General features: G+C 43.9%; 34 protein-coding genes. 16 read left to right on the top strand and 18 right to left on the bottom strand.

The window, feature by feature from the left end:
* The first annotated feature begins 12 nt into the window (after positions 1 to 12).
* Together ICE88_RS07660 and ICE88_RS08655 are read left to right on the top strand one after the other, a co-directional pair.
* Positions 13 to 1,224 carry a DUF2863 family protein gene (locus ICE88_RS07660; RefSeq protein ID WP_216251318.1) on the top strand — a complete coding sequence of 404 codons (1,212 nt, stop codon included), beginning with the start codon at positions 13 to 15 and terminating at the stop codon, positions 1,222 to 1,224.
* A gap of 8 nt (positions 1,225 to 1,232) precedes the next feature.
* Positions 1,233 to 1,466 carry a type II toxin-antitoxin system Phd/YefM family antitoxin gene (locus ICE88_RS08655; RefSeq protein WP_216251315.1) on the top strand — a complete coding sequence of 78 codons (234 nt, stop codon included), beginning with the start codon at positions 1,233 to 1,235 and terminating at the stop codon, positions 1,464 to 1,466.
* Between the two features lie 20 nt (positions 1,467 to 1,486).
* On the opposite strand, the gene ICE88_RS07650 is transcribed toward ICE88_RS08655, so the two are convergent.
* Complete coding sequence (locus ICE88_RS07650; RefSeq protein WP_255535266.1) at positions 1,487 to 2,128, bottom strand: heme-binding protein; 642 nt, start codon at positions 2,126 to 2,128, stop codon at positions 1,487 to 1,489.
* A gap of 5 nt (positions 2,129 to 2,133) precedes the next feature.
* Positions 2,134 to 2,907 carry a peroxide stress protein YaaA gene (gene yaaA, locus ICE88_RS07645; RefSeq protein WP_216251309.1) on the bottom strand — a complete coding sequence of 258 codons (774 nt, stop codon included), beginning with the start codon at positions 2,905 to 2,907 and terminating at the stop codon, positions 2,134 to 2,136.
* Between the two features lie 19 nt (positions 2,908 to 2,926).
* Between yaaA and ICE88_RS07640 the strand changes: the two genes are divergently transcribed.
* Both ICE88_RS07640 and ICE88_RS07635 read left to right on the top strand, forming a co-directional pair.
* A complete protein-coding gene (locus ICE88_RS07640; RefSeq protein ID WP_216251305.1) occupies positions 2,927 to 4,135 on the top strand; it encodes a pyridoxal phosphate-dependent aminotransferase in 1,209 nt (402 codons plus the stop codon).
* An 88-nt stretch (positions 4,136 to 4,223) separates the two neighbouring features.
* Positions 4,224 to 4,928 (top strand): glutathione binding-like protein, encoded by a 705-nt coding sequence (locus ICE88_RS07635; RefSeq protein ID WP_216251959.1) that lies wholly within the window; start codon positions 4,224 to 4,226, stop codon positions 4,926 to 4,928.
* Here the strand turns inward: ICE88_RS07635 and ICE88_RS07630 are convergent, their stop codons facing one another.
* Together ICE88_RS07630 and purU are read right to left on the bottom strand one after the other, a co-directional pair.
* Complete coding sequence (locus ICE88_RS07630; RefSeq protein WP_216251302.1) at positions 4,929 to 5,573, bottom strand: VTT domain-containing protein; 645 nt, start codon at positions 5,571 to 5,573, stop codon at positions 4,929 to 4,931.
* The gene (gene purU / locus ICE88_RS07625) at positions 5,573 to 6,439 is read right to left on the bottom strand and encodes a formyltetrahydrofolate deformylase (protein WP_216251298.1); all 867 of its coding nucleotides are present in this window, start codon (positions 6,437 to 6,439) and stop codon (positions 5,573 to 5,575) included. Before purU ends, ICE88_RS07630 begins: the two co-directional genes overlap by 1 nt.
* Positions 6,440 to 6,541: 102 nt before the next feature.
* Here purU and ICE88_RS07620 point away from each other — a divergent pair, with 102 nt between their 5' ends.
* Both ICE88_RS07620 and ICE88_RS07615 read left to right on the top strand, forming a co-directional pair.
* Positions 6,542 to 7,393, top strand: coding sequence for a 3-hydroxybutyryl-CoA dehydrogenase (locus ICE88_RS07620; RefSeq protein WP_216251296.1), 852 nt, complete (start codon positions 6,542 to 6,544; stop codon positions 7,391 to 7,393).
* A gap of 2 nt (positions 7,394 to 7,395) precedes the next feature.
* A complete protein-coding gene (locus ICE88_RS07615) occupies positions 7,396 to 7,863 on the top strand; it encodes a DUF3429 domain-containing protein (protein WP_216251295.1) in 468 nt (155 codons plus the stop codon).
* Positions 7,864 to 7,876: 13 nt separating this feature from the next.
* Here ICE88_RS07615 and ICE88_RS07610 read toward each other — a convergent pair whose 3' ends face one another.
* Positions 7,877 to 8,419 (bottom strand): TIGR00645 family protein, encoded by a 543-nt coding sequence (locus ICE88_RS07610; RefSeq protein WP_215289722.1) that lies wholly within the window; start codon positions 8,417 to 8,419, stop codon positions 7,877 to 7,879.
* 82 nt (positions 8,420 to 8,501) lie between these two features.
* Here ICE88_RS07610 and ICE88_RS07605 point away from each other — a divergent pair, with 82 nt between their 5' ends.
* Positions 8,502 to 9,812 (top strand): replication-associated recombination protein A, encoded by a 1,311-nt coding sequence (locus ICE88_RS07605; RefSeq protein WP_216251293.1) that lies wholly within the window; start codon positions 8,502 to 8,504, stop codon positions 9,810 to 9,812.
* Between the two features lie 95 nt (positions 9,813 to 9,907).
* On the opposite strand, the gene ICE88_RS07600 is transcribed toward ICE88_RS07605, so the two are convergent.
* The 5 genes from ICE88_RS07600 to ICE88_RS07580 form a co-directional block, all read right to left on the bottom strand.
* Positions 9,908 to 11,185, bottom strand: a complete 1,278-nt coding sequence (locus ICE88_RS07600; RefSeq protein ID WP_216251290.1) for an FAD/NAD(P)-binding oxidoreductase — start codon at positions 11,183 to 11,185, stop codon at positions 9,908 to 9,910.
* Positions 11,186 to 11,198: 13 nt separating this feature from the next.
* Complete coding sequence (locus ICE88_RS07595) at positions 11,199 to 11,543, bottom strand: c-type cytochrome (protein WP_255535265.1); 345 nt, start codon at positions 11,541 to 11,543, stop codon at positions 11,199 to 11,201.
* A gap of 222 nt (positions 11,544 to 11,765) precedes the next feature.
* Entirely contained in the window at positions 11,766 to 12,296 is a 531-nt protein-coding gene (locus ICE88_RS07590; protein WP_216251288.1) for a TlpA disulfide reductase family protein, read from the bottom strand.
* A gap of 76 nt (positions 12,297 to 12,372) precedes the next feature.
* Positions 12,373 to 13,563, bottom strand: coding sequence for an acyl-CoA dehydrogenase (locus ICE88_RS07585; protein WP_216251285.1), 1,191 nt, complete (start codon positions 13,561 to 13,563; stop codon positions 12,373 to 12,375).
* 31 nt (positions 13,564 to 13,594) lie between these two features.
* Positions 13,595 to 14,290 (bottom strand): nitroreductase, encoded by a 696-nt coding sequence (locus tag ICE88_RS07580; RefSeq protein WP_216251282.1) that lies wholly within the window; start codon positions 14,288 to 14,290, stop codon positions 13,595 to 13,597.
* A 375-nt stretch (positions 14,291 to 14,665) separates the two neighbouring features.
* On the opposite strand from ICE88_RS07580, the gene ICE88_RS07575 reads away from it, so the two are divergent.
* Positions 14,666 to 14,869 carry a cold-shock protein gene (locus tag ICE88_RS07575; RefSeq protein WP_089515906.1) on the top strand — a complete coding sequence of 68 codons (204 nt, stop codon included), beginning with the start codon at positions 14,666 to 14,668 and terminating at the stop codon, positions 14,867 to 14,869.
* Between the two features lie 81 nt (positions 14,870 to 14,950).
* Here the strand turns inward: ICE88_RS07575 and ICE88_RS07570 are convergent, their stop codons facing one another.
* From ICE88_RS07570 to ICE88_RS07545, 6 genes are all read right to left on the bottom strand, one after another.
* The gene (locus ICE88_RS07570; protein ID WP_216251280.1) at positions 14,951 to 15,535 is read right to left on the bottom strand and encodes a chromate transporter; all 585 of its coding nucleotides are present in this window, start codon (positions 15,533 to 15,535) and stop codon (positions 14,951 to 14,953) included.
* Positions 15,532 to 16,086, bottom strand: a complete 555-nt coding sequence (locus ICE88_RS07565) for a chromate transporter (protein ID WP_216251277.1) — start codon at positions 16,084 to 16,086, stop codon at positions 15,532 to 15,534. The genes ICE88_RS07570 and ICE88_RS07565 overlap by 4 nt, the downstream gene beginning before the upstream one ends.
* A gap of 85 nt (positions 16,087 to 16,171) precedes the next feature.
* On the bottom strand, positions 16,172 to 17,230 hold the full coding sequence (locus ICE88_RS07560) for a RodZ family helix-turn-helix domain-containing protein (RefSeq protein WP_216251273.1): 1,059 nt from the start codon (positions 17,228 to 17,230) through the stop codon (positions 16,172 to 16,174).
* A gap of 83 nt (positions 17,231 to 17,313) precedes the next feature.
* Positions 17,314 to 17,925, bottom strand: coding sequence for a response regulator transcription factor (locus tag ICE88_RS07555; protein ID WP_255535264.1), 612 nt, complete (start codon positions 17,923 to 17,925; stop codon positions 17,314 to 17,316).
* A 134-nt stretch (positions 17,926 to 18,059) separates the two neighbouring features.
* The gene (locus ICE88_RS07550; protein ID WP_216251270.1) at positions 18,060 to 18,599 is read right to left on the bottom strand and encodes a carboxymuconolactone decarboxylase family protein; all 540 of its coding nucleotides are present in this window, start codon (positions 18,597 to 18,599) and stop codon (positions 18,060 to 18,062) included.
* Between the two features lie 3 nt (positions 18,600 to 18,602).
* Positions 18,603 to 19,571 (bottom strand): tripartite tricarboxylate transporter substrate binding protein, encoded by a 969-nt coding sequence (locus ICE88_RS07545; RefSeq protein ID WP_216251268.1) that lies wholly within the window; start codon positions 19,569 to 19,571, stop codon positions 18,603 to 18,605.
* Positions 19,572 to 19,668: 97 nt separating this feature from the next.
* Here ICE88_RS07545 and ICE88_RS07540 point away from each other — a divergent pair, with 97 nt between their 5' ends.
* Genes ICE88_RS07540 through ICE88_RS08650 form a run of 3 tightly spaced genes read left to right on the top strand, consistent with a single transcriptional unit; the run spans position 19,669 to position 21,258 of the window.
* Positions 19,669 to 20,634: a D-2-hydroxyacid dehydrogenase family protein gene (locus ICE88_RS07540; protein WP_255535263.1), complete on the top strand. Its 966-nt coding sequence runs from the start codon at positions 19,669 to 19,671 to the stop codon at positions 20,632 to 20,634.
* A complete protein-coding gene (locus ICE88_RS07535; protein WP_216251264.1) occupies positions 20,603 to 21,067 on the top strand; it encodes a Smr/MutS family protein in 465 nt (154 codons plus the stop codon). Before ICE88_RS07540 ends, ICE88_RS07535 begins: the two co-directional genes overlap by 32 nt.
* Positions 21,064 to 21,258 carry a cysteine-rich CWC family protein gene (locus tag ICE88_RS08650; protein WP_370624437.1) on the top strand — a complete coding sequence of 65 codons (195 nt, stop codon included), beginning with the start codon at positions 21,064 to 21,066 and terminating at the stop codon, positions 21,256 to 21,258. The genes ICE88_RS07535 and ICE88_RS08650 overlap by 4 nt, the downstream gene beginning before the upstream one ends.
* A 35-nt stretch (positions 21,259 to 21,293) precedes the next feature.
* Here ICE88_RS08650 and ICE88_RS08560 read toward each other — a convergent pair whose 3' ends face one another.
* A complete protein-coding gene (locus ICE88_RS08560) occupies positions 21,294 to 21,416 on the bottom strand; it encodes a hypothetical protein (protein WP_255535262.1) in 123 nt (40 codons plus the stop codon).
* A 189-nt stretch (positions 21,417 to 21,605) separates the two neighbouring features.
* Between ICE88_RS08560 and ICE88_RS07530 the strand changes: the two genes are divergently transcribed.
* Genes ICE88_RS07530 through ICE88_RS07520 form a run of 3 tightly spaced genes read left to right on the top strand, consistent with a single transcriptional unit; the run spans position 21,606 to position 23,288 of the window.
* The gene (locus ICE88_RS07530; protein WP_216251261.1) at positions 21,606 to 21,791 is read left to right on the top strand and encodes a hypothetical protein; all 186 of its coding nucleotides are present in this window, start codon (positions 21,606 to 21,608) and stop codon (positions 21,789 to 21,791) included.
* A gap of 18 nt (positions 21,792 to 21,809) precedes the next feature.
* Complete coding sequence (locus ICE88_RS07525; RefSeq protein WP_216251259.1) at positions 21,810 to 22,247, top strand: carboxypeptidase regulatory-like domain-containing protein; 438 nt, start codon at positions 21,810 to 21,812, stop codon at positions 22,245 to 22,247.
* A gap of 15 nt (positions 22,248 to 22,262) precedes the next feature.
* Positions 22,263 to 23,288, top strand: coding sequence for an acyltransferase (locus tag ICE88_RS07520; RefSeq protein WP_216251257.1), 1,026 nt, complete (start codon positions 22,263 to 22,265; stop codon positions 23,286 to 23,288).
* Here ICE88_RS07520 and ICE88_RS07515 read toward each other — a convergent pair.
* On the bottom strand, positions 23,285 to 23,512 hold the full coding sequence (locus tag ICE88_RS07515; protein WP_216251254.1) for a TIGR02450 family Trp-rich protein: 228 nt from the start codon (positions 23,510 to 23,512) through the stop codon (positions 23,285 to 23,287). The two genes, ICE88_RS07520 and ICE88_RS07515, sit on opposite strands and share 4 nt — an antisense overlap.
* Positions 23,513 to 23,577: 65 nt before the next feature.
* Between ICE88_RS07515 and ICE88_RS07510 the strand changes: the two genes are divergently transcribed.
* Together ICE88_RS07510 and msrP are read left to right on the top strand one after the other, a co-directional pair.
* Positions 23,578 to 23,964, top strand: a complete 387-nt coding sequence (locus ICE88_RS07510) for a CoA-binding protein (RefSeq protein WP_255535261.1) — start codon at positions 23,578 to 23,580, stop codon at positions 23,962 to 23,964.
* A gap of 59 nt (positions 23,965 to 24,023) precedes the next feature.
* A complete protein-coding gene (gene msrP / locus ICE88_RS07505; RefSeq protein WP_216251237.1) occupies positions 24,024 to 24,983 on the top strand; it encodes a protein-methionine-sulfoxide reductase catalytic subunit MsrP in 960 nt (319 codons plus the stop codon).
* Positions 24,984 to 24,986: the final 3 nt, after the last annotated feature.

The following is a 24,986-nucleotide window of genomic DNA, read 5'->3' as shown; positions in this document are numbered from 1 at the left end:
TAGAATGTGTTTATGTCTAGTTATCGCCCTAAAAATTCCTCACGCATTTCACCTGAAGCAGAACGCTTGGTTTCTGATGCACTGTCATTGGCAGCATCGGGTAGTCGTGTAGAAGATATTTTTTGGGAAACCAAATTACTCGATCGTTTATTGCGCTTATTGCATGCGCAAAATCAAAATGCGATTGAGAGTGCATTAGATCAAACACTCAAGATCAATCCAATTGCTTTTGACTCATTGGCAGAAAACGCTGAGACCTTGGCAGAGTCGTTGACATTAGAACAAGACGGCAAGAGCTGGGATGTGGTGTTGATTGCGATTCCAATCATCGCAAGAACTCGTTACAGCATTCCTTCAGGCAAGCTCAGTTCTGAATCAATCGCCGCGACAGGTAATTTGTTGCACGACCAGATCATTGCGCAAGATGCTTTGATTGCATTGGTGCCTTGGCTCTACAGCATCGATCAAATGCCTCATTCACACTGTCAAACTCGCTTGTTACTTGAGAAGCTAGCCTCTGCAGCCGTGAATGCCGGAGAAATCAAATTAGAGTTGCGCGACATGCCTGAAACAATTCCTGTTTTGGCTGATCCTCGTTATATCGTTGGTGCAGTTGCAGCTCCTTCTGGTGGCCCGATTTTTAGATGGCAAGAAGATGCGCCTAGACGCCAAGAGCGCAGTGTTTGTTTGCAGAACTGGCAAACAGGTATGCAAGATACGATTGCAGCGATCATGCCAGGCTGCGAATTCGAACTATCTTTACCAGAGGCTTATTTCACCAACTGTCGTGAAGCAGATCGCAAGATCAGGCCTTTGAGTATTTTGGCAGCCGTCAATTATCTTGAGTCAATGTTAAGCGTTGAGCCTGCTGGCCTGTCTTGCATCATTGCTGGTTTCGGTGATGAGCAATGTGATGAGTACAGAATATCTTTTGCTCTAAAAGGTTCGAAAGAAATCCTCTATGGCGTGGTTTGGCCTTTGTACGACAGAGAAACTGTTGCCAATGATTCAATCAACGATATTTCGATTGAAGACAGCCCTATTCGAGAAATTTATGACACGATCAAAAACTCAGGGGTTGAAGATCAGTTCAGACACTCTGAGTTATTCAGCCTAGAAGTTTGTGAAGATTGTGGTGTACCGATGTTCGTTGATCGTGCCGGTGAAATCGTTCATGCTGAAATGCCTGATGACACACCAAGTCAGCAACCGTTATTTCATTAAACGCATTCATGAAGCATTCAAAAATCAGTATTTCAAATTTACGTAAGAACCTTAATGACATCATTGAAGAGTTAAGGTCTTCACCAATTGCCGTTTACAGCTCTAAAAAGCCTGTTGCGTATATTTTGTCGGCAAAATGTTATGAGGCACTCTTGGAGAGACTGGACGATGTCCATCTAACGGAGCTAGCTAAAAGCCGATTGCAGGGCAAAAGGGTTCAGGTTGATTTAAGCACTCTTTAAGCGTACCGAAACTTAGACAATTAGTCCAGCTTCATCCAAACTTCATTGCGGCGCCAAAATGGCAAAGTCCAAGGCGGGTTGTAGCGTGATAGCTGTGCTGAACCAGAAGACTTCAAACCATTCTTAGCCATCCACTCATTCAAACGAGTCGTTTGCGCTGCTAACTTCTCTTCATCCACCCAACCACTGAAAGTCACAACTGCTAGTTGCTGAGTTGGTATTTGTTTGATGGTGATGTTTGGATTTTTAGGCTTAGGCAGAGTCTCCATGGTGAACTTACTTGGCATCACAAAGGCCATTTTCCATGCACCACCACTGCCCTCCATGGTGACAGGCGCTGTCATAGCAATCTTTGATGATGTATCCGCTTCCATGGTCACGGGTGCCGTCATGGCAATTTTTTCTGACTGCTTCTTAATTGGATCTTCATTGTTGCCAAAGATAAAGTCAGCTATCTGACGAAATCCTTTGTTGGATGCTTCACTCAAAGCACCAGCAACCAACACCTCAGCAATGATCATTGGCTGATAACGGCGAACTTCAAAGTTCTCTTCTTTTTTGATGACTTCATAACGTGGCTCTTCATTCGCCATCGCGCCACCCATCAAGACAGATAGAGCTGCAAAGCCCAAGAATAACTTTGATGCTTGTTTTATCAACATTCAGATCACTGCTCTTTTCTTCGGAACACAGGTTTTGCATCAGTACTTTCTTTAGGAGCAAACTTATAACCTTCGTAGTCAAAGTCTTTTAAGTCAGCGGCTTTATCAATTTTGTTATCAATGATGAAACGAGTCATCAAACCTCTTGCACGCTTGGCATAGAAAGAAACAATCTTGTATTTGCCAGCCTTTTCATCCTGAAAGACAGGAGCGACGATTGGAAAACCTAATTTATCAGCTTTAACAGATTTGAAGTACTCATCTGAAGCCAAATTGATCAAGGTTTTAGATTTATGTTTTTCAAGCTCTTCCTTTAGAGCCAAAGTGATTTTGTCACCCCAAAAAGCATAGAGATCTTTACCAACTGTATTTTTGAATGAAGTACCCATTTCCAAACGGTATGGCTGCATTAAATCCAAAGGTTTTAAAACACCATAGAGGCCTGAAAGAACTCTGACATGCTCTTGGGTGTAATCCAAAGCCTTAGCGTTCAAAGATGGGGCATCAAGCCCTTCATAAACATCACCATTGAAAGCCAAAATAGCCTGTTTGCTATTTTTAGCAGTGAACTTTTTAGACCAATCGCCAAAACGTGCCACGTTCAAAGCAGCTAATTTGTCAGATAAATCCATCAATTCAGCGACTTCTTGTAAAGACAGTTTTTTTAAATCTGTCACCAACTTGGCAGATTCATTGATGAAAATAGGCAAGGTATGCTTATCCGTCGTGGGCGGATTTTCATAGTCCAAACTTTTTGCAGGCGAAAGTACGATCAACATGGCAGAATATTCAAATTAAATGAATCTAAATAATACTGCTTTGAGACAAATACCGCTTCCAACTCGCTTACCCAAAGTTGGCACCACGATTTTTACCGTGATGTCTGCCCTTGCCAATGAGCACAAAGCCATCAACTTGGGTCAAGGTTTTCCGGACTTTGATTGCGATCCTGCTTTACCAGAGGCTGTTTATAAAGCCATGCGTGATGGCCACAATCAATATCCACCTATGGCGGGTATTGCAACCTTGCGCGAGGCTGTCAGCCAAAAGATAAGCACCTTGTATGGTCATCATTACGATCCAGCCACAGAGATCACCATCACTGCTGGCGGCACTCAAGGAATTTTTACGGTGATTGCATGTGCCATCAATCCTGGCGATGAAGTGATTGTGATTGAGCCTGTCTACGACTCTTACATCCCATCCATTGATACAGTTGGAGGCACCGCTGTACCAGTTCAGTTGATTGTGAAGAGAAATGAAGCTGGTGACATCACTGGTTATGAAATCCCATGGGATGCCATGGCAAAAGCCATCACTCCCCGCACCAAAATGATCATGATCAACTCCCCTCACAATCCAACGGGGATGGTGTGGGAGTCTACTGACATTGATCGTCTGGCTGATTTGGTTCGAGACACGGATATTTTGATTTGCAGTGATGAGGTGTATGAGCACATGGTCTTTGATGGCAAAGACCATCAAAGCGTGGCGCGCCATCCTGAGTTAGCACAACGCAGTTTTGTTATTTCTAGCTTTGGCAAAACGTATCACGTCACTGGCTGGAAAGTTGGCTATGTGGCTGCCCCTGCTCACTTGAGCGCTGAATTTAGAAAAGTTCATCAGTTCAATGTCTTCACCATCAACACCCCAGTTCAGTATGGCTTGGCTGACTATTTAAAAAATCCTGATCCATATTTGAATTTGGCAGGTTTCTATCAGACCAAGAGAAATTACATGCGCCAAGGTTTAGAGCAAACTAAATTCAAGCTATTGCCTGCCCCTGGCACTTACTTCCAGTGCGTTGATTACACGCAACTGGGTATTCCACAATCTAAATTGAATAGCTCTGATTTTTGTCAGTGGCTAACAAAAGAAGTGGGCGTGGCGGCTATTCCGGTATCTGCTTTCTACAGCGACCCAGTTGAATCAGGTGTGATCAGGTTTTGCTTTGCCAAAAAAGAGAGTACTTTGGCTGAAGCACTGAAGAGACTTCAAAGTATTTAATGGCTGTTTGATTAGTTGCTTGGGTGTTTGATGATTTGAACATCCAAGTTTGTTACAAAAGGAAAAAATGATGACAAAGAAACAAGGCATGATTGATATTTACAGTTGGGCAACACCCAATGGCCACAAAGTGCACATCATGATGGAGGAATGCGGCTATCGCTTGGGTAAAGATTGGCTGGCTCATCCAATTGATATTGGTGCAGGCGATCAGTTCACCAAAGAGTTTTTAGCTATCAGCCCGAACAATAAGATTCCAGCCATGGTCGATCCTAATGGTCCAGACGGCAAACCAATCGCTCTCTTTGAATCTGGCGCTATTTTGTTGTACCTTGCTAGCAAGACAGGTCGCTTCCTGCCCAAAACAGATCGCGCCAAGTTTGAGGTGCTGCAGTGGTTGATGTTTCAAATGGGTGGCGTTGGTCCAATGCTTGGCCAAACTCATCACTTCAGAATCTACGCTCCAGAAAAAGTCGAATACGCCATCAATCGTTACACCAATGAAACCCGCAGACTTTATGGCGTGATGGACAGAGAACTTTCTAAAAAGCGTTTCATTGCTGGAAAAGACTACAGCATTGCAGACATTGCCATTTTCCCTTGGACTCGCTCATGGAAAAATCAAGGCATCACTCTCGAGGAGTTTCCAAACGTTTTGCGTTGGCATGAAGAAATTGCAGAGCGCCCTGCCGTCAAACGAGGTGTTGAAATTTTGACGTCACTCAGAAAACCGCTGAATGACGATAAGGCCAAGGAAATTTTGTACGGCAAAACGCAGTATCAAAAAAGATAATCAGCGCTTTAGCTTTTGAACCATGGCCTGCAGGAACACCCACAGTGCTGGCAAACCTGGGATGATGATCATCGCTAAAGCCACCATTGAGAAATTGGCTTTGACCCATGGGTGCTCTCCAATCATGTAACCCAAGGTCGTCAAACTTCCAACCCAAAGAATGCCACCACCCACGTTGTAGGTAGCGAATTTGGAATAAGACATCTGAGCTGCCCCCGCAATGAATGGGGCAAAGGTTCTAATGAACGGCATGAAGCGGCCAACGACAATGGTAATGGGCCCATGCTTTTCATAAAAAGCATGGGTTTTATCAAAAGCATCTTTATTGAACCAGCGAGAGTTTTCCCAACCAAACACTTTAGGCCCGAACCAGCGACCAATTGAATAATTGACTGCATCACCAGCAATCGCCGCAATGATCAACAAGATCAATAAAAGTGGTAGGCTCATACCACCCACTGCTGCAATGGCCCCAGCCACAAATAACAAAGAGTCACCGGGCAGAAATGGCATCACCACCACACCCGTTTCAATGAAAATGATGGCGAACAACAAGACATACACCCAAGGACCCCATTGATCAACAATGGTGACCAAGTGTTTGTCTAAATGTAAAAAGATATCAAGTAAAAGTGAAAAATCCATTACTGAAAGACCACCGTACTCTTTCCATTTAACAAGATACGATGCTCTGCGTGCCAACGAACGGCGCGAGATAAAGCCATACACTCCACATCTCGACCGACAGCAGCCAATTGATCGGGGTCCATGGCGTGATCAACACGCTCAACACCCTGCTCAATGATTGGACCTTCATCCAAATCAGTTGTGACGTAATGCGCAGTCGCACCAATCAACTTCACACCGCGCTGATGGGCTTGCCAATAAGGTTTAGCGCCTTTAAAGCTTGGCAAGAAAGAATGATGGATGTTGATGGCTTTGCCAGATAATTTTTGACATACCTTGGGCGATAAGATTTGCATGTATCTGGCAAGAACAACCAAATCAATTTTTTCTTGATCGATCAGCTTTAGTAACTGCTCTTCTTGATCATTTTTACGCTCATCACTGGCACTGCTGAGCGGCATGTAATGAAACGGTATTTTGTAACCGGCCGCTAGATTCTGAAAATCTTGATGATTAGAAACGATGCCAGCGATTTCAATCGGCAAATAGCCACTGTGAGTTCTGAACAAGAGATCATTCAAGCAATGGCCCAATTTAGAAACCATGATCAATACTTTTGGTTTGCTGGCCGCATCAAATAACTCCCAGTCCATTTGGAAGCCATCACCAATTTCTTTGAATAACTCTTGTAACTTTTGCAAATTAAGTTCTTTCGAAGTCTTTGCAAAATGCACCCGCATGAAAAAACGGCTCGTGAACGTGTCACTGAATTGTGCGGAATCTAAAATATTGGCCGTTTGATTGAACAAAAACTGACTGACAGCATGAACGATGCCTGGTCGGTCTGGGCAGGAGATTTTGAGGATGAAACCTTGTGTAGACATACCGACATTATCCATAAAGCCTGAGCGTTATTGAAAAATTTCTACTATTTTCCAGAGGAAGCTTAAACTTAGGCTTTTAGCACTTAATTACAAGGTCAAGAGATGGGTATTCAGTCTGTGGGCATTATTGGCGCTGGCACGATGGGCAATGGCATTGCTCAAGCCTGCGCTGTTTCCGGCTTGAACGTGGTCATGGTTGATATCAATGAGGCCGCTGTAGCAAAAGGACTCTCAACCATTGCCGGTAGCCTTGATCGTTTGATCAAAAAAGAGAAGATGACTGAAGCTGAAAAAGCATCTGCCTTGTCTCGCATCAAAACCAGCACCAATTACCAAGATTTCACAGGTTCACAAATGGTGATTGAGGCTGCAACTGAGAATTACGATCTCAAGATCAAGATCTTGAAACAATTGGATGGCATTGTTAGCAAAGACACCATCATTGCTTCAAACACCTCATCGATTTCAATCACGCAAATGGCGGCTGAAGTGAGCAACCCTCAGCGCTTTATCGGCATGCATTTTTTCAACCCTGTGCCGATGATGACTTTGGTTGAGATTATTCGTGGCCTACAAACTGATGACCAAACTCATGCTTTAGTTCAAGAGATGTCAAAAGTGTTGGGGAAAGAACCCATCACCGTTAAAAATGCACCTGGTTTTGTTGTGAACCGTATTTTGGTACCCATGATCAATGAGGCCTTCTTTGTGTTGGCTGAAGGCTTGGCCACTCCAGAAGATATTGATGCAGGTATGAAGCTTGGTTGTAACCACCCTATTGGACCGTTGGCATTGGCCGACATGATTGGCCTAGATACTTGCTTGGCCATCATGGAGGTTTACTTCAAGAACTTCAATGACTCGAAATATCGTCCTTGCCCATTGCTTCGCGAAATGGTCGCTGCTGGTTATCTTGGCAGAAAATCAGGCAAAGGCGTTTACAGCTACAACTGATCATGTTGACACCGATTACTAAATTTCTTGGTTATGCAGGGCTGATTCCCTTCATCCTTCTATCCGCCTTGGTTCAATTTGCAGAACCGCCACTGGATTTTTGGGCTGCGAACTCATTGCTCCTTTACGCTGCAACAATCGCTTCATTTGTAGGAGCACTGCATTGGGGTCCTTTATTGAACCCCCTCTCAAACCAAGAAGGTCATGGCTTTTGGAGAGCTAAAGGCGCCTGGATCTGGGGAGTGATCCCATCCTTGCTTGCATGGGTAGCACTTCACCTGCCCTTTTCTTCTGGTTATTTTTTGATTGCCGCAACACTTCTTCTTGCATTGCTCGTTGATCGCAAACAGTTTCGTCATTTGATTCATGACGAAGAGTATTTGGCAGAATTCTTAAAAATGAGAACCGTGTTGACGATGGTAGCAACTGCCAGCCTTGTTTTGGCTGGCATTGCTATCAGACAATTTTGATTAGTTGGTCTACTTAGTGAGACTTGGCTTTAGCCAATAGTGTTTCTGTGTAGGCAATCGCCAAAGCGGAAATCACAAACGTCAAGTGAATCAAGGTTTGCCACAACAAAGTTTTGTCATCCAAGTGTTCTGCATTGATGAAAGTCTTCAATAAGTGAATTGAAGAGATGCCGATGATGGCTGTTGCTAGCTTGACCTTCAAAACACCTGCATTCACATGAGACAACCATTCAGGCTGATCAGGATGATTCTTGAGCTCTAGACGAGAAACGAAGGTCTCCCAACCGCCCACGATGACCATCACCAAGAGATTTGAAATCATCACCACGTCAATCAAACCTAAAACAATCAACATGATTTCTGTTTCAGTCGTGCCGCCCTTGGTCATCATCATGCCAATGAGATGAACTAGTTCGCGCCAGAACTGAATCACATAAACAATTTGAGCAACAATCAAGCCCATGTACAAGGGAGCCTGTAACCAGCGGCTCATAAAAATCCAGCGTGGTAGCGGACGTAATTTATCTCTGATCTGATTTTGTGTATCTTGGTTCATGAGTTACTTTTTAATAATGATGAATTAGTTTTAAAAAACGATTTGGCATTCAGACAACATGCGACAATTTGCTTATTAAACCATGTCTTTATTACCAAACAACGAAAATTTTACCCCCCTCGCGGAAATGCTGCGTCCTCAACAAAAAGAGGACCTGGTCGGGCAAACTCACCTTTTCGGTCCAGGTAAACCACTTGATTTGGCGTTCCGCTCAGGTAAGCCTCATTCAATGCTTTTATGGGGTCCTCCTGGCGTAGGCAAAACCACCATTGCACGGCTCACTGCCAATACCTTTGACTGTGAATTCATTGCCATTTCTGCAGTTTTGGCTGGGGTCAAAGAAATAAGACAAGCCATTGAACAGGCAGAAAACAATCTGCAACAGTTTGGTAAAAAAACCATTTTGTTTGTGGATGAGATACATCGATTCAATAAATCTCAACAAGATGCTCTCCTCCCATTTGTTGAATCCGGTTTGGTGACATTTATTGGAGCCACCACTGAGAACCCATCCTTTGAAGTTAATTCAGCATTACTTTCAAGAGCTCAGGTATATGTTCTGAAGTCTCTGACAAACGATGAGCTTTTACAGCTATTGAATCGGGCCTTGGCTGCGCTGCCAGGCACCCTAGAGTTTGATCAAGCAGCCCAAGCCATGCTGCTTCACATGGCCGATGGTGACGCGAGACGTTTCCTTAATTTGATTGAGCAAACCTTCAATGCAGCCAAGACCAGTCAAATCACCAACATCACCGCGGAATTTCTAGAGCAATCCTTAGGTCACCTATCAAGACGATTTGATAAATCTGGCGATCATTTTTATGACCAGATTTCAGCCTTGCATAAATCTGTCAGAGGGTCCAATTCAGATGGCGCCTTGTATTGGTTTTGCCGCATGGTTGATGGTGGTGTTGATGTTAAATATTTATCGCGACGCATTATTCGCATGGCTTGGGAAGATATTGGATTAGCAGATCCACGCGCCATGCAATTAGCCAATGATGCTGCATTGACTTATGAGCGCTTGGGTAGTCCTGAGGGCGAACTGGCACTTGCTGAAGCCCTGATTTACTTGTGCACAGCTCCTAAAAGCAATGCGGCCTACAAAGCATTCAATCAAGCCAAAGACTTTGTGGCGAAAGATACCAGTCGCGACGTGCCGATGCATTTACGCAATGCCCCAACCAAACTGATGGATGAATTAGGCCACGGCAAGACTTATCGTTATGCGCACGATGAAGCTCATGGCTATGCGGCGGGAGAAAACTATCTACCTGAGGGCCTTAAAGAGGCTAATTGGTATCAACCAACCGATCGAGGCTTGGAAGCCAAAATCAAAGAGAAATTGGCTTTCTTAAAATCTTTGGATGAGGCCAGCAAAAATAAAAAGTGAGTGAAGAATTAAATAAAAATTTAATAATTGAGCAAATAAAAAAGTCTGCCGAAGCAGACTTTTTTATTTGGTAGCACTGAAAATGATTCAGTGGTTTAAACCAACATATCAGCCCAAATGTTTCTGGCCCATGCGTTTGCGTACTCACCCTCAAGAGGATTAGCAGCGGCAGACACACCACCAGAACCTGGCACTGTGACCATGGTTTTCTTAGCAGCGTCATAAGTATGAACGCTGGCAACGTGAACCACGTCTTGTGCAGAAACGAAGCTGTAGCAAGTGTTGTTGTAAACCGGTAACTGATTGATTTCAGCACCACTCAAAATTGCCACTACAGCTGCAGCACATGTCTTACCGTGTTGGTTGGCCATGTGACCAGACTTTGGCATACCTGGAGCTATTTGAATTGAGTCACCCAATACGTGAACGTTTGGTGCAACCTTAGATTCAAAGGTCAAGAAGTCAACTTCGCACCAACGTGCATTCATGTTGGCCAAACCTGTCTTCACAGCAATTGAACCAGCACGCATTGGAGGCAACACGTTCAATACATCAGCCTTGATGTCGTCGTTGAATTCAAACTTCAAAGTCTTACCTTTGACATCAACATCAGTTAGATTGTGTTTACCACGATACTCAACCATGCCAGCATAACGGCGTGACCATGCCAACTTGAACAAACCTGGTTTAGATGTCACATCATCGTTGGCATCCAAAATAAGTACTTTGCTCTTTGGCTTACTCTTTTGGAAATAGTCAGCGACTTGGCAAGCACGCTCGTATGGTCCTGGAGGGCAACGGTACGGAGCCAATGGAATTGAAATGGCGAATACACCACCGTTCTTCATGCTTTCCAATTGCTTTCTGAGACCAACGGTTTGCTCGCCGGCTTTCCATGCATGCAGAACTTCGTTCTGAGCATTTGGCTTGAGCATGCCTGGCAATTTGTCGTAAGTTAAATCAATACCTGGAGAAACGATCAAGCGATCGTAAAACAATGTTGAGCCACCAGCCAATTTAACTTGGCGTTTAGCAACGTCCACTGACACCACATAGTCTTTCACTAGTTTCACGCCATGATTCTTGCTCAAACCTGCGTATGAAACAGTGATGTCTTCCATCTTCTTGCTGCCACCAATCACCAAATTTGATAATGGGCAAGAAATGAAGTTTTGATTTGGTTCAATCAGCGTCACATCAGCTGTGTAATTTGAAAACTTGCGGACATACTTAGCAGCTGTTGCGCCACCATAACCGCCACCAATCACCAATACTTTGGCATTTTTAGCGTCAATTTGTGTTGAAGCACAACCAACCAGAGTTGTCGCAGCAGCACCCGCACCTACTAATTGTATAAATTCGCGTCTTTGCATGATCAACTCCCGATTATTTTGTTTTAGCTACTGGTTTTTCAGCAGGCAAAGAAGCGAAGTAAGCAGAGATTTGCTCGATCTGCTCATCCGTGTAACCTTTGCTCAACTGATGCATGATCGAAGCTGTGCGCTTACCAGTTTTGTATTCGTTCATCTTCTTGATCAATTCGGCTTTGTTTTGTCCCGCTAAGCTGGCCATGCCACCTTCAGAATAACCATCGGTACCGTGACAGGCTGAACATGAAGCAGCCCATTGTTTGATTTGCAAACTTTGGGCACTGGCCACAGAAGTTGCACCTAATAAGCCCACAAATAGGCTTGCCATCAATACTGATGGTTTACGAATGAATGATTGCATCATTTCTCCCCTTTAATAACCCTTCGATTCTAGTTCGATAAACCCTTTTTATATCTTGGGGTTTCACCTTACAGTTAATTGATTTAACTAACTAAAAGATTATTGAACGAGGTGATATTTAATACAAATTCATTCTTCTTATATGAATATGCCAAAAGTGCATGAAAGTCCTGGCCATGACTTTTTGACCTGAGCTTTCTTATTTTGAGGACTCTTTGCTGCTCACTTAGCAGGCTTTTCTGCTTTTGTGGCGTGTCTTGCCAAGTCAAAGAAATCCAGATCAACCATCAAACCGTAGTCTTTCTGAATCACTCGCCCTTGAGGGTCAACCACATAAAGTTCAGGCACCCCTCTTCTCTTCCCAATGGCCTTTGATAGCTCTGGTGTCATCATCACCACTGGAAAGCTGTATTGATTTTTTTCCATGTAGTCTTTAACAGACTCAGCCCGTCGATCAATTGAAATTGTGACAATGTTCAACTGCTGAGCAGGTACTTTTTGCCTTAGCTGTTGCATGTATTTATTTTGTGTTCGGCAATACGAGCACCAAGTCGCCCAAACTTGAACAATGGTGTTTCTTTTTGCCCAATTCTCAGGTGTGAATGTTTCACCTTGTATCGACTGAATCTGTCCCAAAGGCAAACGATCTCCAACTTCAATCGCACGTGCTTGCGATGACAGTAAAGTAAAGGCCATGCCTAAAAGCATGATTAACTTCACCGTATTAGAAGAAGATTTAAGTAGTCCTTGCATAGAATCAAGAATAAACGAAATAAAGAAAAAGGCCATTCACTTGAATGGCCTGTGTTGCATATTACTTTTAATGTTTTTAAAAGAATGCCTGGATATTGGTTTGAGCGCGACCCAAAATCAAAGCATGAATATCGTGCGTTCCCTCATAAGTGTTGACCACTTCTAAGTTCACCATGTGTCTTGCCACACCATATTCATCAGAAATACCATTGCCACCCATCATGTCTCTGGCCATTCTGGCAACAGCCAATGATTTGCCGCACGAGTTGCGCTTCAAGATTGATGTGATTTCAACAGCATCTGTGCCTTCATCTTTCATGCGACCCAAACGCAAGCAGGCCTGCAAACCTAAACTGATTTCAGTTTGCATATCAGCCAACTTCACTTGAATCAACTGATTGGCAGCCAATGGACGACCAAATTGTTGACGATTCATCACATAGTCACGTGCTCTGAACCAGCAATCTTCAGCGGCGCCCAAAGCACCCCAAGCAATGCCATAACGAGCACTGTTCAAACATGTGAAAGGCCCTTTAAGACCTTTGATATTTGGGAAGATGTTGTCTTTAGGCACAAAGACCTCATCCATCACGATCTCACCAGTCAATGAGGTTCTTAAACCAACTTTGCCGTGAATCGCAGGAGCTGTTAAACCCTTCCAACCTTTTTCCAAGATGAAACCGCGGATCTCATCTTTACCAGTCGCTTCGTCAATCAATTTTCCCCACACCACAAATACATCAGCGATGGGACTGTTGGTGATCCACATTTTCGAACCAGACAATGAGTAACCACCATCCACCGGTTTTGCACGAGTCACCATGCTGGCAGGATCAGAGCCATGGTCGGGCTCAGTCAAACCAAAACAACCAATCCATTCACCAGTGGCAAGTTTTGGCAGGTATTTCTTTTTTTGTTCTTCTGTGCCGAATTCATTGATAGGCACCATCACCAAAGAAGACTGAACGCTCAACATCGATCTGTAACCAGAATCAACTCGCTCAACCTCACGAGCAACCAGACCATAAGCCACATAGTTCAAACCAGCACCGCCGTATTGTTCAGGAATAGTCACACCCAACAAGCCCAAGTCGCCCATCTCTTTAAAAATAGCGATGTCTGTTTTTTCATGGCGGAATGCTTCAGTCACTCGCGGTAGTAGCTGACCCTGACAGTAGTCATGAGCAGCATCTTTAATCATGCGCTCCTCTTCAGTTAACTGATCATCCAAACGCAGTGGATCATTCCATTGAAAAGTCTGACTCATAAAGAATTACCTATAAAAATACTGAATAAACTTAGTTATAAAAATGCGTGAAGCTTTCCGCATTTTCGCGGTCGGTGATCAAAGTATTTTCAACCTTGCTTTGATCAGCGTATCCCAATGACATGCCACAAATCAACTGTTGCTCAGCATTGAGGTTCAAATGCTTTGCAATCACTCGATGAAATTGAGTGAAGGCCGCTTGCGGACAAGTATCAAGGCCACGTGCTTTGGCAGCCAACATCACGTTTTGTACAAACATACCGTAATCAAACCAGCTACCTTGCTGCATGACTCGATCAATTGTGAAGAAAACTCCCACAGGTGCATCGAAGAATTGATAGTTGCGGGCACCCTGAGCCTTCATCCTATCTTTATCTTCTTTGCCAATCCCCAATAAACCATATAAGTCAAAGCCAACCTTACGACGGCGAGCTAGATAAGGATCAACCCACTTTGATGGGTAGTAGTTATATTCTTCAGTGTGCTCTTTGAGCGCCTCAGGATCATTAAAAATACTCATGATTTCATCGGTGATCGCTTGCTTGGCAGCACCTTGAACAATGTGCACTTGCCAAGGTTGCGTGTTGGTACCTGATGGAGCGCGACCAGCGACATTCATGATGTCCAGAATGTCTTGTTTTTTTACTTCAGTTGGTAAAAAAGCACGAATAGAGCGTCTTGCCTTGATGTTGTCATCAATGATTTTGGTGATTTCTGCGTGATTCATTTGTTTTGTCTCTTCTTTTTATTGGGCAGGCTAGAGGATAAAACAGACTTTAAATCTTCGCTGAGGATTCAAGCACTCATATTTCAGAGAATTAAGTCGAAAAAGCTTACTTTTTCGGCTCCCAAAGCTCAATAAATGCTTTTTTTGCCAAAAATGCCTGTTTTTGGGTGTTTTAGCCCCATAAAACCTAGTAAAAGCCCTGATTAAATAATCATATCCCTTTATTCAAATTGTGCGATACTTAGCGCGTAGGTCTTCAAGTAGCTTCCGTCGTTTCCATTTTTCAAAATGGGTGATTCGGTTAGTTGAATCTTCCAGCCCTGCAAAGAAATGGTGAGAAATCACCACGTTTAATTTTTTTAAGGAATTTCAGTAATGGCAACAGGTATTGTTAAGTGGTTCAACGACGCAAAAGGTTTTGGTTTTATTACTCCTGACGGTGGTGGTGAAGATTTATTCGCTCACTTCTCAGCGATTCAAGGTAACGGATTCAAAAGCTTGAAAGAAAACCAAAAGGTTAGCTTTGAAGTAACAACTGGCCCTAAGGGCAAGCAAGCTTCTAACATCAACCCAATGTAATTTGGCGTTATGTTTATAAGAACCCGACTTCGGTCGGGTTTTTTATTGCCTATTTTTTATGGCTGGCTGTGATGCGCTGATTTAAATCAGCCCCACCCCACCCAACACTGCCCCAATCAATAACAACAACAAGATATGTATCTTTGTTTTCCAAATCAGGAAGACAGTGACAATGGTGCACAACCACAATGGCCAGTCATTTTCTAAACTGGTGTTAGCAGCACTGATCAACCAACTGGTGGCCAAAATGGCACCAATCACCAGAGGGGCCAGCCCTTGTTTGAAGGCCATAACGAAATTACTGTCTTTATTGGCCTGAACCCACTTCGCAGTTGAGTAAGTCAGAACTGAGCTGGGTAGCATCACACCAATCATGGCCAACACCATGCCAAAGGTTCCCCAAAAATACTGCGCATGAATTGTTGTGACAGAGTTAATGCCTATGTGCCAACCCATCATGGCAATCACCAAGATGTTTGGGCCTGGGGCTGATTGAGCGATTGCAATGGATGCCGCGAATTGGTCCTCAGACATCCAGGCATTTTGATAGACCAAATGCCGATGCATCTCCGGAATGACAGTCACTGCTCCGCCCACTGCCATCAATGAAACAGCCGTGAAATGCAAAAATACATCCAGCCAGTTGGCGAATGAAAATTGAATCATGGTTTGACCCGACGATATGTAAGATAGATAGACAAAATGCCAAGGCTTAAGAGCACATGTACCAAAGGAATTCTGATCAAAGCCACCAAAATGAAACACAGTGAAGCGATACCAATGGCCGGCAAATAACCCAATGGATGCTTTTTAAGTGCGCTGGCTAATTTAAGAGATGTTCCAGCAATCAAGCCTGCTGCAACAGCACCCATCCCTTTGATCGCACCTGCAACCACCGGATTAGCCCCCCAATGAAGATAGGTGATCGCTATGACAATCAGCGCCAACATCGGAAATACCAACATGCCTGCAATGGCTGCTAAAGCACCTAGCAAACCAAAATGGCGTGAGCCAAAAATGATGGCCAAGTTAACCACGTTGGGGCCGGGCAATACTTGGGCAACTGCCCACTCTTCAAGAAACTCTTCTCTGGTGTACCAACGTTTCTTATCTACCAACTCGCGCTCAGCAACGGGCAAAACACCACCAAATCCCTGAAGAGCCAGCCAAGTAAATGCCCAGAATATTTCAGATTTAGATTGGGGTAATTGGCTCATGGGTTTATTTTATCTTGGCGTTTGGTCTTGGTAGATAAATAAAAAAGGAGCCGAAGCTCCTTTAATGATCTTATCTTCAGCAGTCTTAATTGGTAGATGCTTCCTTAACGCGCATCGTTCTTGCTTGCTCATTGATTGGTCGAACAGGTCTGCCTTGGAAAAAGACAGATGTCTGCGATAAACCATTGGTCAAAATGGTGAATGGGGCTTTACCACCAAAGGTATGACCCGCGCCTGGCTCAATCGACTGCATCATTGATTTTCCGCTGGCATCCACCACGCAAATAATTTGCCTTGACTTCACAACGACATGCACAAAGTTACCTGGCTTGGTAGGCTCAGTCACAGATTGCTCTGACACACTCGCATCAGGTTTTGGGCAACCAACATCTGATGGCAATGGTGATGTAACCGCCACATTGGCTGCTGGCACTCCTGAACTTGGTGCAGATGGGTTTGCAGGGTTTGCAGGATTGGCTGGTGTTGCTGGATTAGCGCCGTCTTCTTTAGGTTCAGCTCCTTCAACCACCACTGGTTGAGGTTCTGCAGCTGGCGGATTAAACACAGCAATGATGTCATCCTTACTTGAATACAAACCACCTGCCACCAAGATCAACAACAAGATTGACATCAAACCACTGCGTGAGCGTTTTGACTTTGGTCTTGAAGAATCCATCTGACCACCAGTCTGAATATTTTCCAAGCTGACTTTGATTGGTTTATTTGCTGGTGCTGTTGCAGGCTTAGTAGTTTGTTGATTTGACTCTTCAGCTGCTGGCGCACTCACCTTTTCTTCCTTGGCCGATTTTGTTTCTTGAACTTTTACTGGCTGCTGAGTCTCTTCAACGGTTGCATCGAAAGGCAATGATTCTTGTTGAGACAAATCACCATCTGGATGAACCAACACAAGTGCTTCATCCAATTGCAATATTTTGGCAACTTTTTTTGCCACGGTGATCTTATGAGATTCAGAGTAAAAGCTGGTGATGCCACCCTGCTCAAGCTCTGTGATATGTTTTTTAGATAGGCATGCTTTGACTGCAAGTTCTTGAACATCAAGTCTTAGTTTTTCACGGGCGGCTTTAAGCACCTTTCCCTGAATTTCAGGCAGGATTTCAATTTTATTTTTTGATCCTATTGACATGCTGTCTCCATGAGCTCTTTGGCTTCTTCGTGCTACTTTAACATCGTTAAATTACTAAAAACTCTAAATTCATCAAAGACCTGTTATTTATTCTTCACCAAATCATATAAACGGACCAACTCTTGCAAAGAAGGCGCCATCATTTTTTCCATCACCCTTGATTTATGAACCTTGATGGTGGCGTCGGTGGTACCTAAGCGCACAGCCACGTCTTTGTTCATCAAACCCTCGACCAATAGAGCGCAAACCTCTTTTTCCCTAGGGGTCAGGGAGTCGTAACGCTGATTAATGGTCAATGACTGAGTCATTGATTGGAAAATTTCTTTGTCTTTTTGAATCGCGGCACCGATGCAACGCAATAGATCATCCAAATTAAATGGCTTGAACAAGAAATCAATGGCTCCTTGTTTCATGCTGGTCACGATCTCGTGAGGCATCGATTCACCTGAAATAAAAATGATCGGTGTCTCTCGGCCCATCTCTTTTAATTTCTTTTGCAACTCGACCCCTGACATCCTTGGCATGCGCATATCCAAAAGAATAGTTGCTGGCGAAACCGGAATTGATTTTTCTAAAAATGACTCAGGGGACTCATGTGACTCGATGGAGTAACCGCAACTATTCAACATGCGAGTCAAGGAACTGCGCATTGAAGCATCGTCATCGATGATGTATATGTGGCCTAATTCACTCAAAATGCTATATCTTTCAGATATTTAACTTTGGTCATATTAGTTATATTAATAATTTTCGGCTATTAGCTTTAAAGCTAATAAAAAAGGCCGCACAAATGTGGTGCAGCCTTTATGGGTTTAATTCATGTACTCAATCAGTGCTCGGGAGTGACCTGCAAAGCAACCAAAAATCTTGAGACCATGTTGTAAGTAGCAATCACACCTACCAACTCCACCAAATGTGAATTACCCAAAGCGCTTTGTAAACGCTTCATCAAAGCCGGATCAACCTCGATTGATCTTGTCATTTGAATGGTTAATTCAATCGCGTCCTCTTCCAACTGACTGAACAAGCCTGCTGGCATCGGACCGGAACCAATTTGGCGCATGGCTTTGACTTGTTCCTCAGTTCCACCAGAACTTAAAAAGACTGGGGCATGATGAATGAACTCATATTCAGCACGGTTCAAGATCGCCACACCGCACATACCCAATTCACGGAGCTTTGGGTCTAGGCCAATATTGTTACGGACCTCACCTAAAAAAGCATTCCAACCCGTTGCAAACGGAGCGCTGTGCAACAGCATGCGATCAAGATTGATGAATTGGCCGCCTCGCCTTTGACGGATAGCGGCCACCAAATCCGCTGGCTCTTGCAAGTCCAGCGGTTGATAAGGTACGAGACGTTCAGTCATTGATTAATCAGCTGCCTTGATGTTGTTAGCCTTGATGAAAGCACCCCAAACATCAATCTGCTTATTAACAAAATCTTGAGCAGGCTTTGGACCCAAGGCTGCAATTTCAATGCCTTGTGATTTCAAGCGTTGTGCAATCTCAGGATTCTTCAATGCCTTAGCAACTTCTTCGTGCATGCGGTTAACGATTGCTGCCGGAGTTTTTGCTGGAGCAATGATGGCCCACCAAGCTGGCGCTTCAAAGTTAGGGTAACCACTTTCAGCGATCGTTGGAACATTTGGCATTTCTGGTGAACGCTTGCTGGTTGTCACTGCCAAAGGAATCACACCACCTGAATCAACGTGAGGTTTGACCAAGAACAATGAACCAATCGCCAAAGGTACGTGACCTGCCAAAGCATCTTGCATCAAAGGACCACCGCCACGATACGGCACGTGTGTCCAATCAAATTTAGCGTCTTTAGCCAATGATGCCAAAGCTAAATGACCCAAGCTACCTGTACCAATTGAACCGTAGTTGTTTGCTTTTTTTGCTTTTGCATCAGCAAGCAATTGTTTGAAACTGGTAATGCCTGATGCTTTGCTAGCAGTCAACACCATCGGCGCTGTACCAATCATGGTCACAGTCGCCAAATCAGTTTTGGTCTTATACGGTAACTTTTCAATCATGTTCTCGTTCACACCGTGGGTGTCGAACACAACGCCAAATGTGTATCCATCTGGTTGAGCTCTTGCAACTGCAGCAGCACCGATAGAGCCTGATGCTCCACCAATGTTTTCAACAATCACGTTTTGCTTCATTTGATTTTGTAATGCTGGGGCCAAAATTCTGGCAACCTGGTCAACAGATCCCCCTGGTGGGAAAACTGCAATCATCTTGATTGTTTTTTGAGTTGGCCAGTCATTGCTTTGTGCCTGAGCGACACCACTGATACATAAAACCGACATCAAGCCGGCTAAAAGCTTATTCATTTCGTCTCCTTAAGGTTTTGTCCGGCTTTTTAGCTCTGTGACTTCATAAATATCCCACACTCCTATAATGAATGCAATTAAAAAAACGGGACACATCATGCGCAAGAAAATTGTGGTTTTAGATGATTATGAAAATTCATATGAAAAACTGTCCAATTGGAGCTCCATCAAAGGTTTGGCCGATGTGCAGATCTTCAATCAACCCTTGCTTGGCGCTGCCCTTCTAGAAAAAATTCAAGATGCTCATGCCTTGGTGTTGATGCGTGACCGCACCCCGCTCAAAGCAGACCTGATTGCTCAATTAAAACATTTGGAATATGTGGTCTTTACCGGCACTCGGAATTTAGCCTTAGATAGTGACGCTTTAAAACAAAGAGGCATTCCAATCAGTCATACCGAATGGGGTCCATCCAAAGACAGCACAGCTGAATTAACTTGGGCATTGATTCTGGGCTTACACAAAAGATTGGTTGAACAAAATAGACTGATCATTGATAAGCAATGGCGCAATCAACATTCTTTATTACCAGTTTTAAAAGGCCAAACTTTGGGTTTGGTCGGCTTGGGTGAAATTGGCTCGCGCGTGGCCAAAGTGGCGCTCGCCTTTGGTATGAAAGTGGTGACCTGGAGTCCTAACATGACTACTGAAAGAGCCGCGGCTGTGGGCGCTGAATCAGTCAGCTTAGATGTCCTGTTGCAAAACTCTGACATTGTTTCTTTGCACATCGTTGCCAGCCCAACGACTAAGGGCATGATCAACCAAGAAAAACTAGCGCTGATGAAAAAAGGTGCCTTACTGATCAATACCTCACGCTCAACCTTGGTTGATACAAGTGCATTGGTTCAAGCACTTCAAAACCAAAGTATTGGTGGTGCAGCCTTGGATGTTTTTGACATCGAGCCTTTACCCGATGATCACCCATTGCGCAGCACACCCAATACATTGCTCACCCCACACCTTGGCTTCGTTGCAGAGCCAGTGTTCAAGTCATTCACCACAGGCGTGGTCGAGTGTTTAGAAGCTTGGTTAAATGGTCAAGCCATCATCCGTCCTCTGCCCTGATTGCGGCAACCCACGAGGCACTCTTCAGTCAGAGTGCCCTTACTGTGGATCGCAAGAAACACCACCGCTACCTAAAAAGTTAGCGGGTATTTTTACACTCAATTTAGAAGAGAATTTACCCAGGGTCGACGAAGCTTTGATAATTTTTGATCGAGCTCTCGATGAGCTGGCCAAAACAGCGATCAGGGTTGTGAAAGTGATTCATGGTTATGGCTCAGGTGGGCAAGGTGGCAGAATCAAAGAAGCGATTCGCCAAGAGCTGATGTATCAAAGACGCTCTCACTTGATCAGCGCATATTTCGCTGGTGAAGATTTGGGTCCAGGCAAAGAGTCTTACCAAGAACTGTGCAGACAATACCCTGCTGTCAAAGAGATTCTGACAAAGGATATTTTTGGTAACCCCGGTATTACTTTGATTATTCTGAAAAGATGAACAAACCGTTAACGGATTCTCAATGCCCGCAATGTGGCAAAATTTTTGAATGTCTCTCTGCCACAAATGTGGAAGACTGCTGGTGCATGTCACTGCCACCAGTGAGCTTCAACGATGGTGAAAAAAGCAGTTCTTGCTGGTGCCCTGATTGCCTTCAACAGCAGTTAGAAAAGCAATCAAATCAAGATTAAAGAGTAACTAAGCTCACTTTGAGAGTGCGCAAAGCTCATTCAGAGCGAGAACAAACCCACTCACGTCTTTGCCATTCACCTGGTTTTTCAGCAAAAACCATCCAAATAACCAAACCGCTCATCAAAGACCAAATTGGGTTAGAAATCAAAGTTTTCATTTAAATACTCCTTTTAACGCCAGTAGATATAAGGCACAGTGCCTATACTGTATAAATATACAGTATTTTTAAAAGATGTCAAGAAATTGCTTAAAATTCTTAAAAATGGCTTGTTTGGGCAGATAATTGATAATTCAAAGACCCCTCCGCACTTGGGTTCTTGTGAGTAATGTCTTGATAACTGGGTGAATGATGACTCTGGCAGAAATGATTTTTGATGGACTGGTTTGGCTAATTGGCGGTCTTGTGGTTTTCTATATGGCACGTCGCTACTGGGTGATGTTTCGCGCCAGCCAAAAACCTGCATCAGGCTGCTCAAGCTCAGATTCCGGCTCAGGATCTTGCTCTTCTTGCCCCAGTAAAAAAGACTCTTAGCAATAAGGAGACATTGCCATGTTGTTAACCGCTATTCGCACCCCACTCTCTCGTGTTTTATTGAGTGTCTGTTTGGTATTGTTTTCTAGCTTATCTTTGGCGCAGGTTGAGATTCCAGAAGCGAAGGTTGCGCAAGGTATTGAATACATCAGTGGCGGCATTGGTAGCGAAGAATCCGATGCACTTTTAGCTTTGGGTAAAAAATGGCCTCTGGTTTTGGAGTTTTCTCAAGATCATCCACAAAGACCATTGTGGGTGGCTGATGTCACCGTCAAAATCATGGATCAAAAAAAGAAGGTTGTTTTTGAGGCTTTGAGTGATGGCCCCATCATGTTGCTGAAATTGACAGCTGGCAAATACGATGCCGAATACTCCTTTGAAGGAAAAGTTTTGAAACGCACCTTGGTAGTTGAAGAAGGTAAGTTCCAAAAGCAATCGATTGTTTGGCCACAATAAGGCCAAGAGGGTTTCGTGCGCTCAGCATTTCTTGACAACATCAAAGGCATTGCTTGCCTGTTGATTCTTTTTCATCATTTGGCTTTTTATGGGCCAATGTCGGATGTTGCCAACACAGTCATACCCAAAACCATTGATTTCTTTTTTGATTACGCTCGCTTAGCGGTTGCGGTATTTCTTTGCATTGGTGGTTTTTTAACTGGCTTAAAGCTCAGTGAACCGAATTTTTTCGCCAAGCATTCTGTGCAAAAAGTCATTTGGCAAAAGTATCTTCGTCTCGTGATTCCCTACCTTGGCGCAATCGCTTTAGCCATCGCAGCTTCATTTGTGGCCAGTCGCCTGATGGAGCACCATTCAATCTCTGCAATGCCCGACATGCCTCAGCTATTGAGTCATCTGTTCTTTTTACAAAACATCCTTGGTTATGAATCTTTATCTGCTGGCCTTTGGTATGTCGCCATCGATTTTCAGTTATTTGCCGTTTGCGCATTATTGGTTTTCTTGGTAGAAAAATTATCTCCAGCTAGCTGGAGCTACCGCAGCACTCGCCTGATCACATTGATCATCTTCAGCGCTCTCACAACTGCATCGGTGCTATTTTTTAATCGTCATGACACCTATGACGTTTGGTTCATTTTCTTCTTTGCCACCTATGGCTTGGGCTTGCTGACCGCTTTCTTGGCCAGAAGCCAATCACATCATGTCTTGATTCTGTCTGTGGCAGCGATCACTATTTTTTCTCTTTACTACCAAGATTTCAGAGAGCGCTTGTCCGTTGCATTAATCACGGCACTTATATTGTTCAGTAGCTATGAGAGCAATTGGTCTCAATCCAAACTTTGGAACAACCCATTGCGAAAAATTGGGGAGATGTCCTATTCTATTTTCTTGGTGCACTTCCCTGTTTCTCTGGTGATCAGTGGAATTTGGGTGCAACTTTACCCAAGCGATCCTTGGATGAATGTCTTGGGGATGTGCGTATCTGCGGTGCTTAGTTTATTGCTGGCCATTCCTTTCTATAAGTACATAGAAAAGAATTAAACCCACCCTTGTTTCCACTCCAAGCCATTGGTGAGTGATCGCCATTGAATGGTTTTTTGACGCTTGCTCATCACTGCTTCAATCACCACCTGCTCAACTGGCCCACCCTCAACTTGCGGCTCAATCACTTTGATCACCATGAAATGTTTTTCTTTGTTCTCAGGTGTGACCGCAGTCCATTTACTCAAGAGTAATTTTTTTGGGTGAATTGGATTCTTGGTCATGAGTGAAATTGATGAGAAACTTGGTAATTCTTTAATTTTGGTTGAATTCAATAGATACTATGAAGATGAAACAATTATTGCAAGAAACCAAAACAATTGCTGTGGTGGGTCTATCCAATAAACCTGATCGACCATCTTATGGCGTGACCAAGTACATGCAAGATCATGGCTATAAGATCATTCCCGTGAATCCTGCTTGCACTGAAATTTTGGGCGAGACCTGTTATCCAGATTTAAGCAGCATTCCAGTTCCTGTCGACATGGTGAATGTGTTCAGAAAGTCAGTAGATTGCCTGGAGATTGCTCATGAAGCAGTCAAAATTGGCGCAAAATCCTTGTGGCTCCAGATGGGTGTCATCAACCAGGAAGCCTTGGATTACGCCAGTTCGCATGGTCTAACTGGCATCATGGACAAATGCCTGATGGTGGAACACCGCCAGTTGGTCCTCTAAGCCTTCTAATTAGCAAGCCACGCAAAGCAGAAATCTTGATTCTCGATTAAGCTAGATGCATGAAAAATACCCATGACATCCTGGCCAGCGAGATCACCCCTCAAAACATCTTTGAAAAGAGACGCCAATTAATCAAATTGGCTGCGATGGGTGCGTTTGGCTTGTCGCAAGCAGAAGTTTTCAGCAGAAGTGCTTTTGCTCAGAGCGGCCAAAAGCTTCCAGCCAAAGTCAACCCGCAGTTCTTTGTGGCTGATAAGTTAACAAGTTATAAAGATGTAACAACCTACAATAATTTTTATGAGTTTGGAACAGACAAAGCTGATCCTGCTCGCAATGCCCACACACTAAAAACAAGACCTTGGACTGTGAGCGTTGAAGGTCTGGTCAACAAACCTAAAGTTTGGGACATTGATGCCCTGCTCAAGTTAGCCCCAATGGAAGAGCGAGTCTATCGCTTTCGTTGCGTCGAAGGCTGGTCAATGGTGATACCTTGGATTGGTTATTCTTTATCTCATCTAATCAAAGCCAGCGAGCCACAAGGTTCTGCAAAGTACATTGAATTTATTTCTTTGGCTGATCCAAAACAAATGCCTGGCGTTAACAGCCGAGTATTGAATTGGCCCTACACCGAAGGCTTGCGTTTAGATGAGGCCATGAATCCTTTGGCACTTTTAACATTTGGCCTTTATGGAGAAGTGCTGCCTAATCAAAATGGGGCACCAATTCGTATCAACGTGCCCTGGAAATACGGCTTCAAGAGTGCTAAATCAATTGTAAAAATCCGCATCACCGATAAAGAACCTGCAACGAGCTGGAAAGTATCAGCTCCTTATGAGTACGGCTTCTATTCCAATGTAAACCCAGAGGTCAATCATCCGCGTTGGAGTCAAGCAACTGAGAGAAGAATCGGTGCTGAGGGCGGTATGTTTGCACCTAAGATCAAGACCTTGCCTTTCAATGGCTACGCAGAACAAGTGGCGCATCTTTATAAAGGCATGGATTTACGGAAGTTTTATTAAGTG

Origin of the sequence: Polynucleobacter sp. AM-26B4, assembly GCF_018882285.1 — a bacterium.
In the GTDB taxonomy this organism is placed as follows: domain Bacteria; phylum Pseudomonadota; class Gammaproteobacteria; order Burkholderiales; family Burkholderiaceae; genus Polynucleobacter.
The sequence above is the reverse complement of the archived record's forward strand: the minus strand, read 5'-3'. Positions and strand labels throughout refer to the sequence as shown.

Excerpts from the sequence above, each read along its gene's own strand:
- ICE88_RS07650 (WP_255535266.1), bottom strand. The coding sequence starts at position 2,128 with ATGTTGATAAAACAAGCATCAAAGTTATTCTTGGGCTTTGCAGCTCTA.
- ICE88_RS07600 (WP_216251290.1), bottom strand. The coding sequence starts at position 11,185 with ATGCAAAGACGCGAATTTATACAATTAGTAGGTGCGGGTGCTGCTGCG.
- ICE88_RS07620 (WP_216251296.1), top strand. The coding sequence starts at position 6,542 with ATGGGTATTCAGTCTGTGGGCATTATTGGCGCTGGCACGATGGGCAAT.
- ICE88_RS07530 (WP_216251261.1), top strand. The coding sequence starts at position 21,606 with ATGATGACTCTGGCAGAAATGATTTTTGATGGACTGGTTTGGCTAATT.
- ICE88_RS07565 (WP_216251277.1), bottom strand. The coding sequence starts at position 16,086 with ATGAGCCAATTACCCCAATCTAAATCTGAAATATTCTGGGCATTTACT.
- ICE88_RS07610 (WP_215289722.1), bottom strand. The coding sequence starts at position 8,419 with ATGAACCAAGATACACAAAATCAGATCAGAGATAAATTACGTCCGCTA.
- ICE88_RS07630 (WP_216251302.1), bottom strand. The coding sequence starts at position 5,573 with ATGGATTTTTCACTTTTACTTGATATCTTTTTACATTTAGACAAACAC.
- ICE88_RS07615 (WP_216251295.1), top strand. The coding sequence starts at position 7,396 with ATGTTGACACCGATTACTAAATTTCTTGGTTATGCAGGGCTGATTCCC.
- ICE88_RS07525 (WP_216251259.1), top strand. The coding sequence starts at position 21,810 with ATGTTGTTAACCGCTATTCGCACCCCACTCTCTCGTGTTTTATTGAGT.
- ICE88_RS08655 (WP_216251315.1), top strand. The coding sequence starts at position 1,233 with ATGAAGCATTCAAAAATCAGTATTTCAAATTTACGTAAGAACCTTAAT.
- ICE88_RS08650 (WP_370624437.1), top strand. The coding sequence starts at position 21,064 with ATGAACAAACCGTTAACGGATTCTCAATGCCCGCAATGTGGCAAAATT.
- ICE88_RS07575 (WP_089515906.1), top strand. The coding sequence starts at position 14,666 with ATGGCAACAGGTATTGTTAAGTGGTTCAACGACGCAAAAGGTTTTGGT.
- ICE88_RS07580 (WP_216251282.1), bottom strand. The coding sequence starts at position 14,290 with ATGAATCACGCAGAAATCACCAAAATCATTGATGACAACATCAAGGCA.
- ICE88_RS07545 (WP_216251268.1), bottom strand. The coding sequence starts at position 19,571 with ATGAATAAGCTTTTAGCCGGCTTGATGTCGGTTTTATGTATCAGTGGT.
- ICE88_RS07585 (WP_216251285.1), bottom strand. The coding sequence starts at position 13,563 with ATGAGTCAGACTTTTCAATGGAATGATCCACTGCGTTTGGATGATCAG.
- msrP (WP_216251237.1), top strand. The coding sequence starts at position 24,024 with ATGAAAAATACCCATGACATCCTGGCCAGCGAGATCACCCCTCAAAAC.
- ICE88_RS07550 (WP_216251270.1), bottom strand. The coding sequence starts at position 18,599 with ATGACTGAACGTCTCGTACCTTATCAACCGCTGGACTTGCAAGAGCCA.
- purU (WP_216251298.1), bottom strand. The coding sequence starts at position 6,439 with ATGTCTACACAAGGTTTCATCCTCAAAATCTCCTGCCCAGACCGACCA.
- ICE88_RS07635 (WP_216251959.1), top strand. The coding sequence starts at position 4,224 with ATGATTGATATTTACAGTTGGGCAACACCCAATGGCCACAAAGTGCAC.
- ICE88_RS07590 (WP_216251288.1), bottom strand. The coding sequence starts at position 12,296 with ATGCAAGGACTACTTAAATCTTCTTCTAATACGGTGAAGTTAATCATG.
- yaaA (WP_216251309.1), bottom strand. The coding sequence starts at position 2,907 with ATGTTGATCGTACTTTCGCCTGCAAAAAGTTTGGACTATGAAAATCCG.
- ICE88_RS07595 (WP_255535265.1), bottom strand. The coding sequence starts at position 11,543 with ATGCAATCATTCATTCGTAAACCATCAGTATTGATGGCAAGCCTATTT.
- ICE88_RS08560 (WP_255535262.1), bottom strand. The coding sequence starts at position 21,416 with ATGAAAACTTTGATTTCTAACCCAATTTGGTCTTTGATGAGCGGTTTG.
- ICE88_RS07510 (WP_255535261.1), top strand. The coding sequence starts at position 23,578 with ATGAAACAATTATTGCAAGAAACCAAAACAATTGCTGTGGTGGGTCTA.
- ICE88_RS07570 (WP_216251280.1), bottom strand. The coding sequence starts at position 15,535 with ATGATTCAATTTTCATTCGCCAACTGGCTGGATGTATTTTTGCATTTC.
- ICE88_RS07640 (WP_216251305.1), top strand. The coding sequence starts at position 2,927 with ATGAATCTAAATAATACTGCTTTGAGACAAATACCGCTTCCAACTCGC.
- ICE88_RS07515 (WP_216251254.1), bottom strand. The coding sequence starts at position 23,512 with ATGACCAAGAATCCAATTCACCCAAAAAAATTACTCTTGAGTAAATGG.
- ICE88_RS07660 (WP_216251318.1), top strand. The coding sequence starts at position 13 with ATGTCTAGTTATCGCCCTAAAAATTCCTCACGCATTTCACCTGAAGCA.
- ICE88_RS07535 (WP_216251264.1), top strand. The coding sequence starts at position 20,603 with ATGGTCAAGCCATCATCCGTCCTCTGCCCTGATTGCGGCAACCCACGA.
- ICE88_RS07605 (WP_216251293.1), top strand. The coding sequence starts at position 8,502 with ATGTCTTTATTACCAAACAACGAAAATTTTACCCCCCTCGCGGAAATG.
- ICE88_RS07560 (WP_216251273.1), bottom strand. The coding sequence starts at position 17,230 with ATGTCAATAGGATCAAAAAATAAAATTGAAATCCTGCCTGAAATTCAG.
- ICE88_RS07540 (WP_255535263.1), top strand. The coding sequence starts at position 19,669 with ATGCGCAAGAAAATTGTGGTTTTAGATGATTATGAAAATTCATATGAA.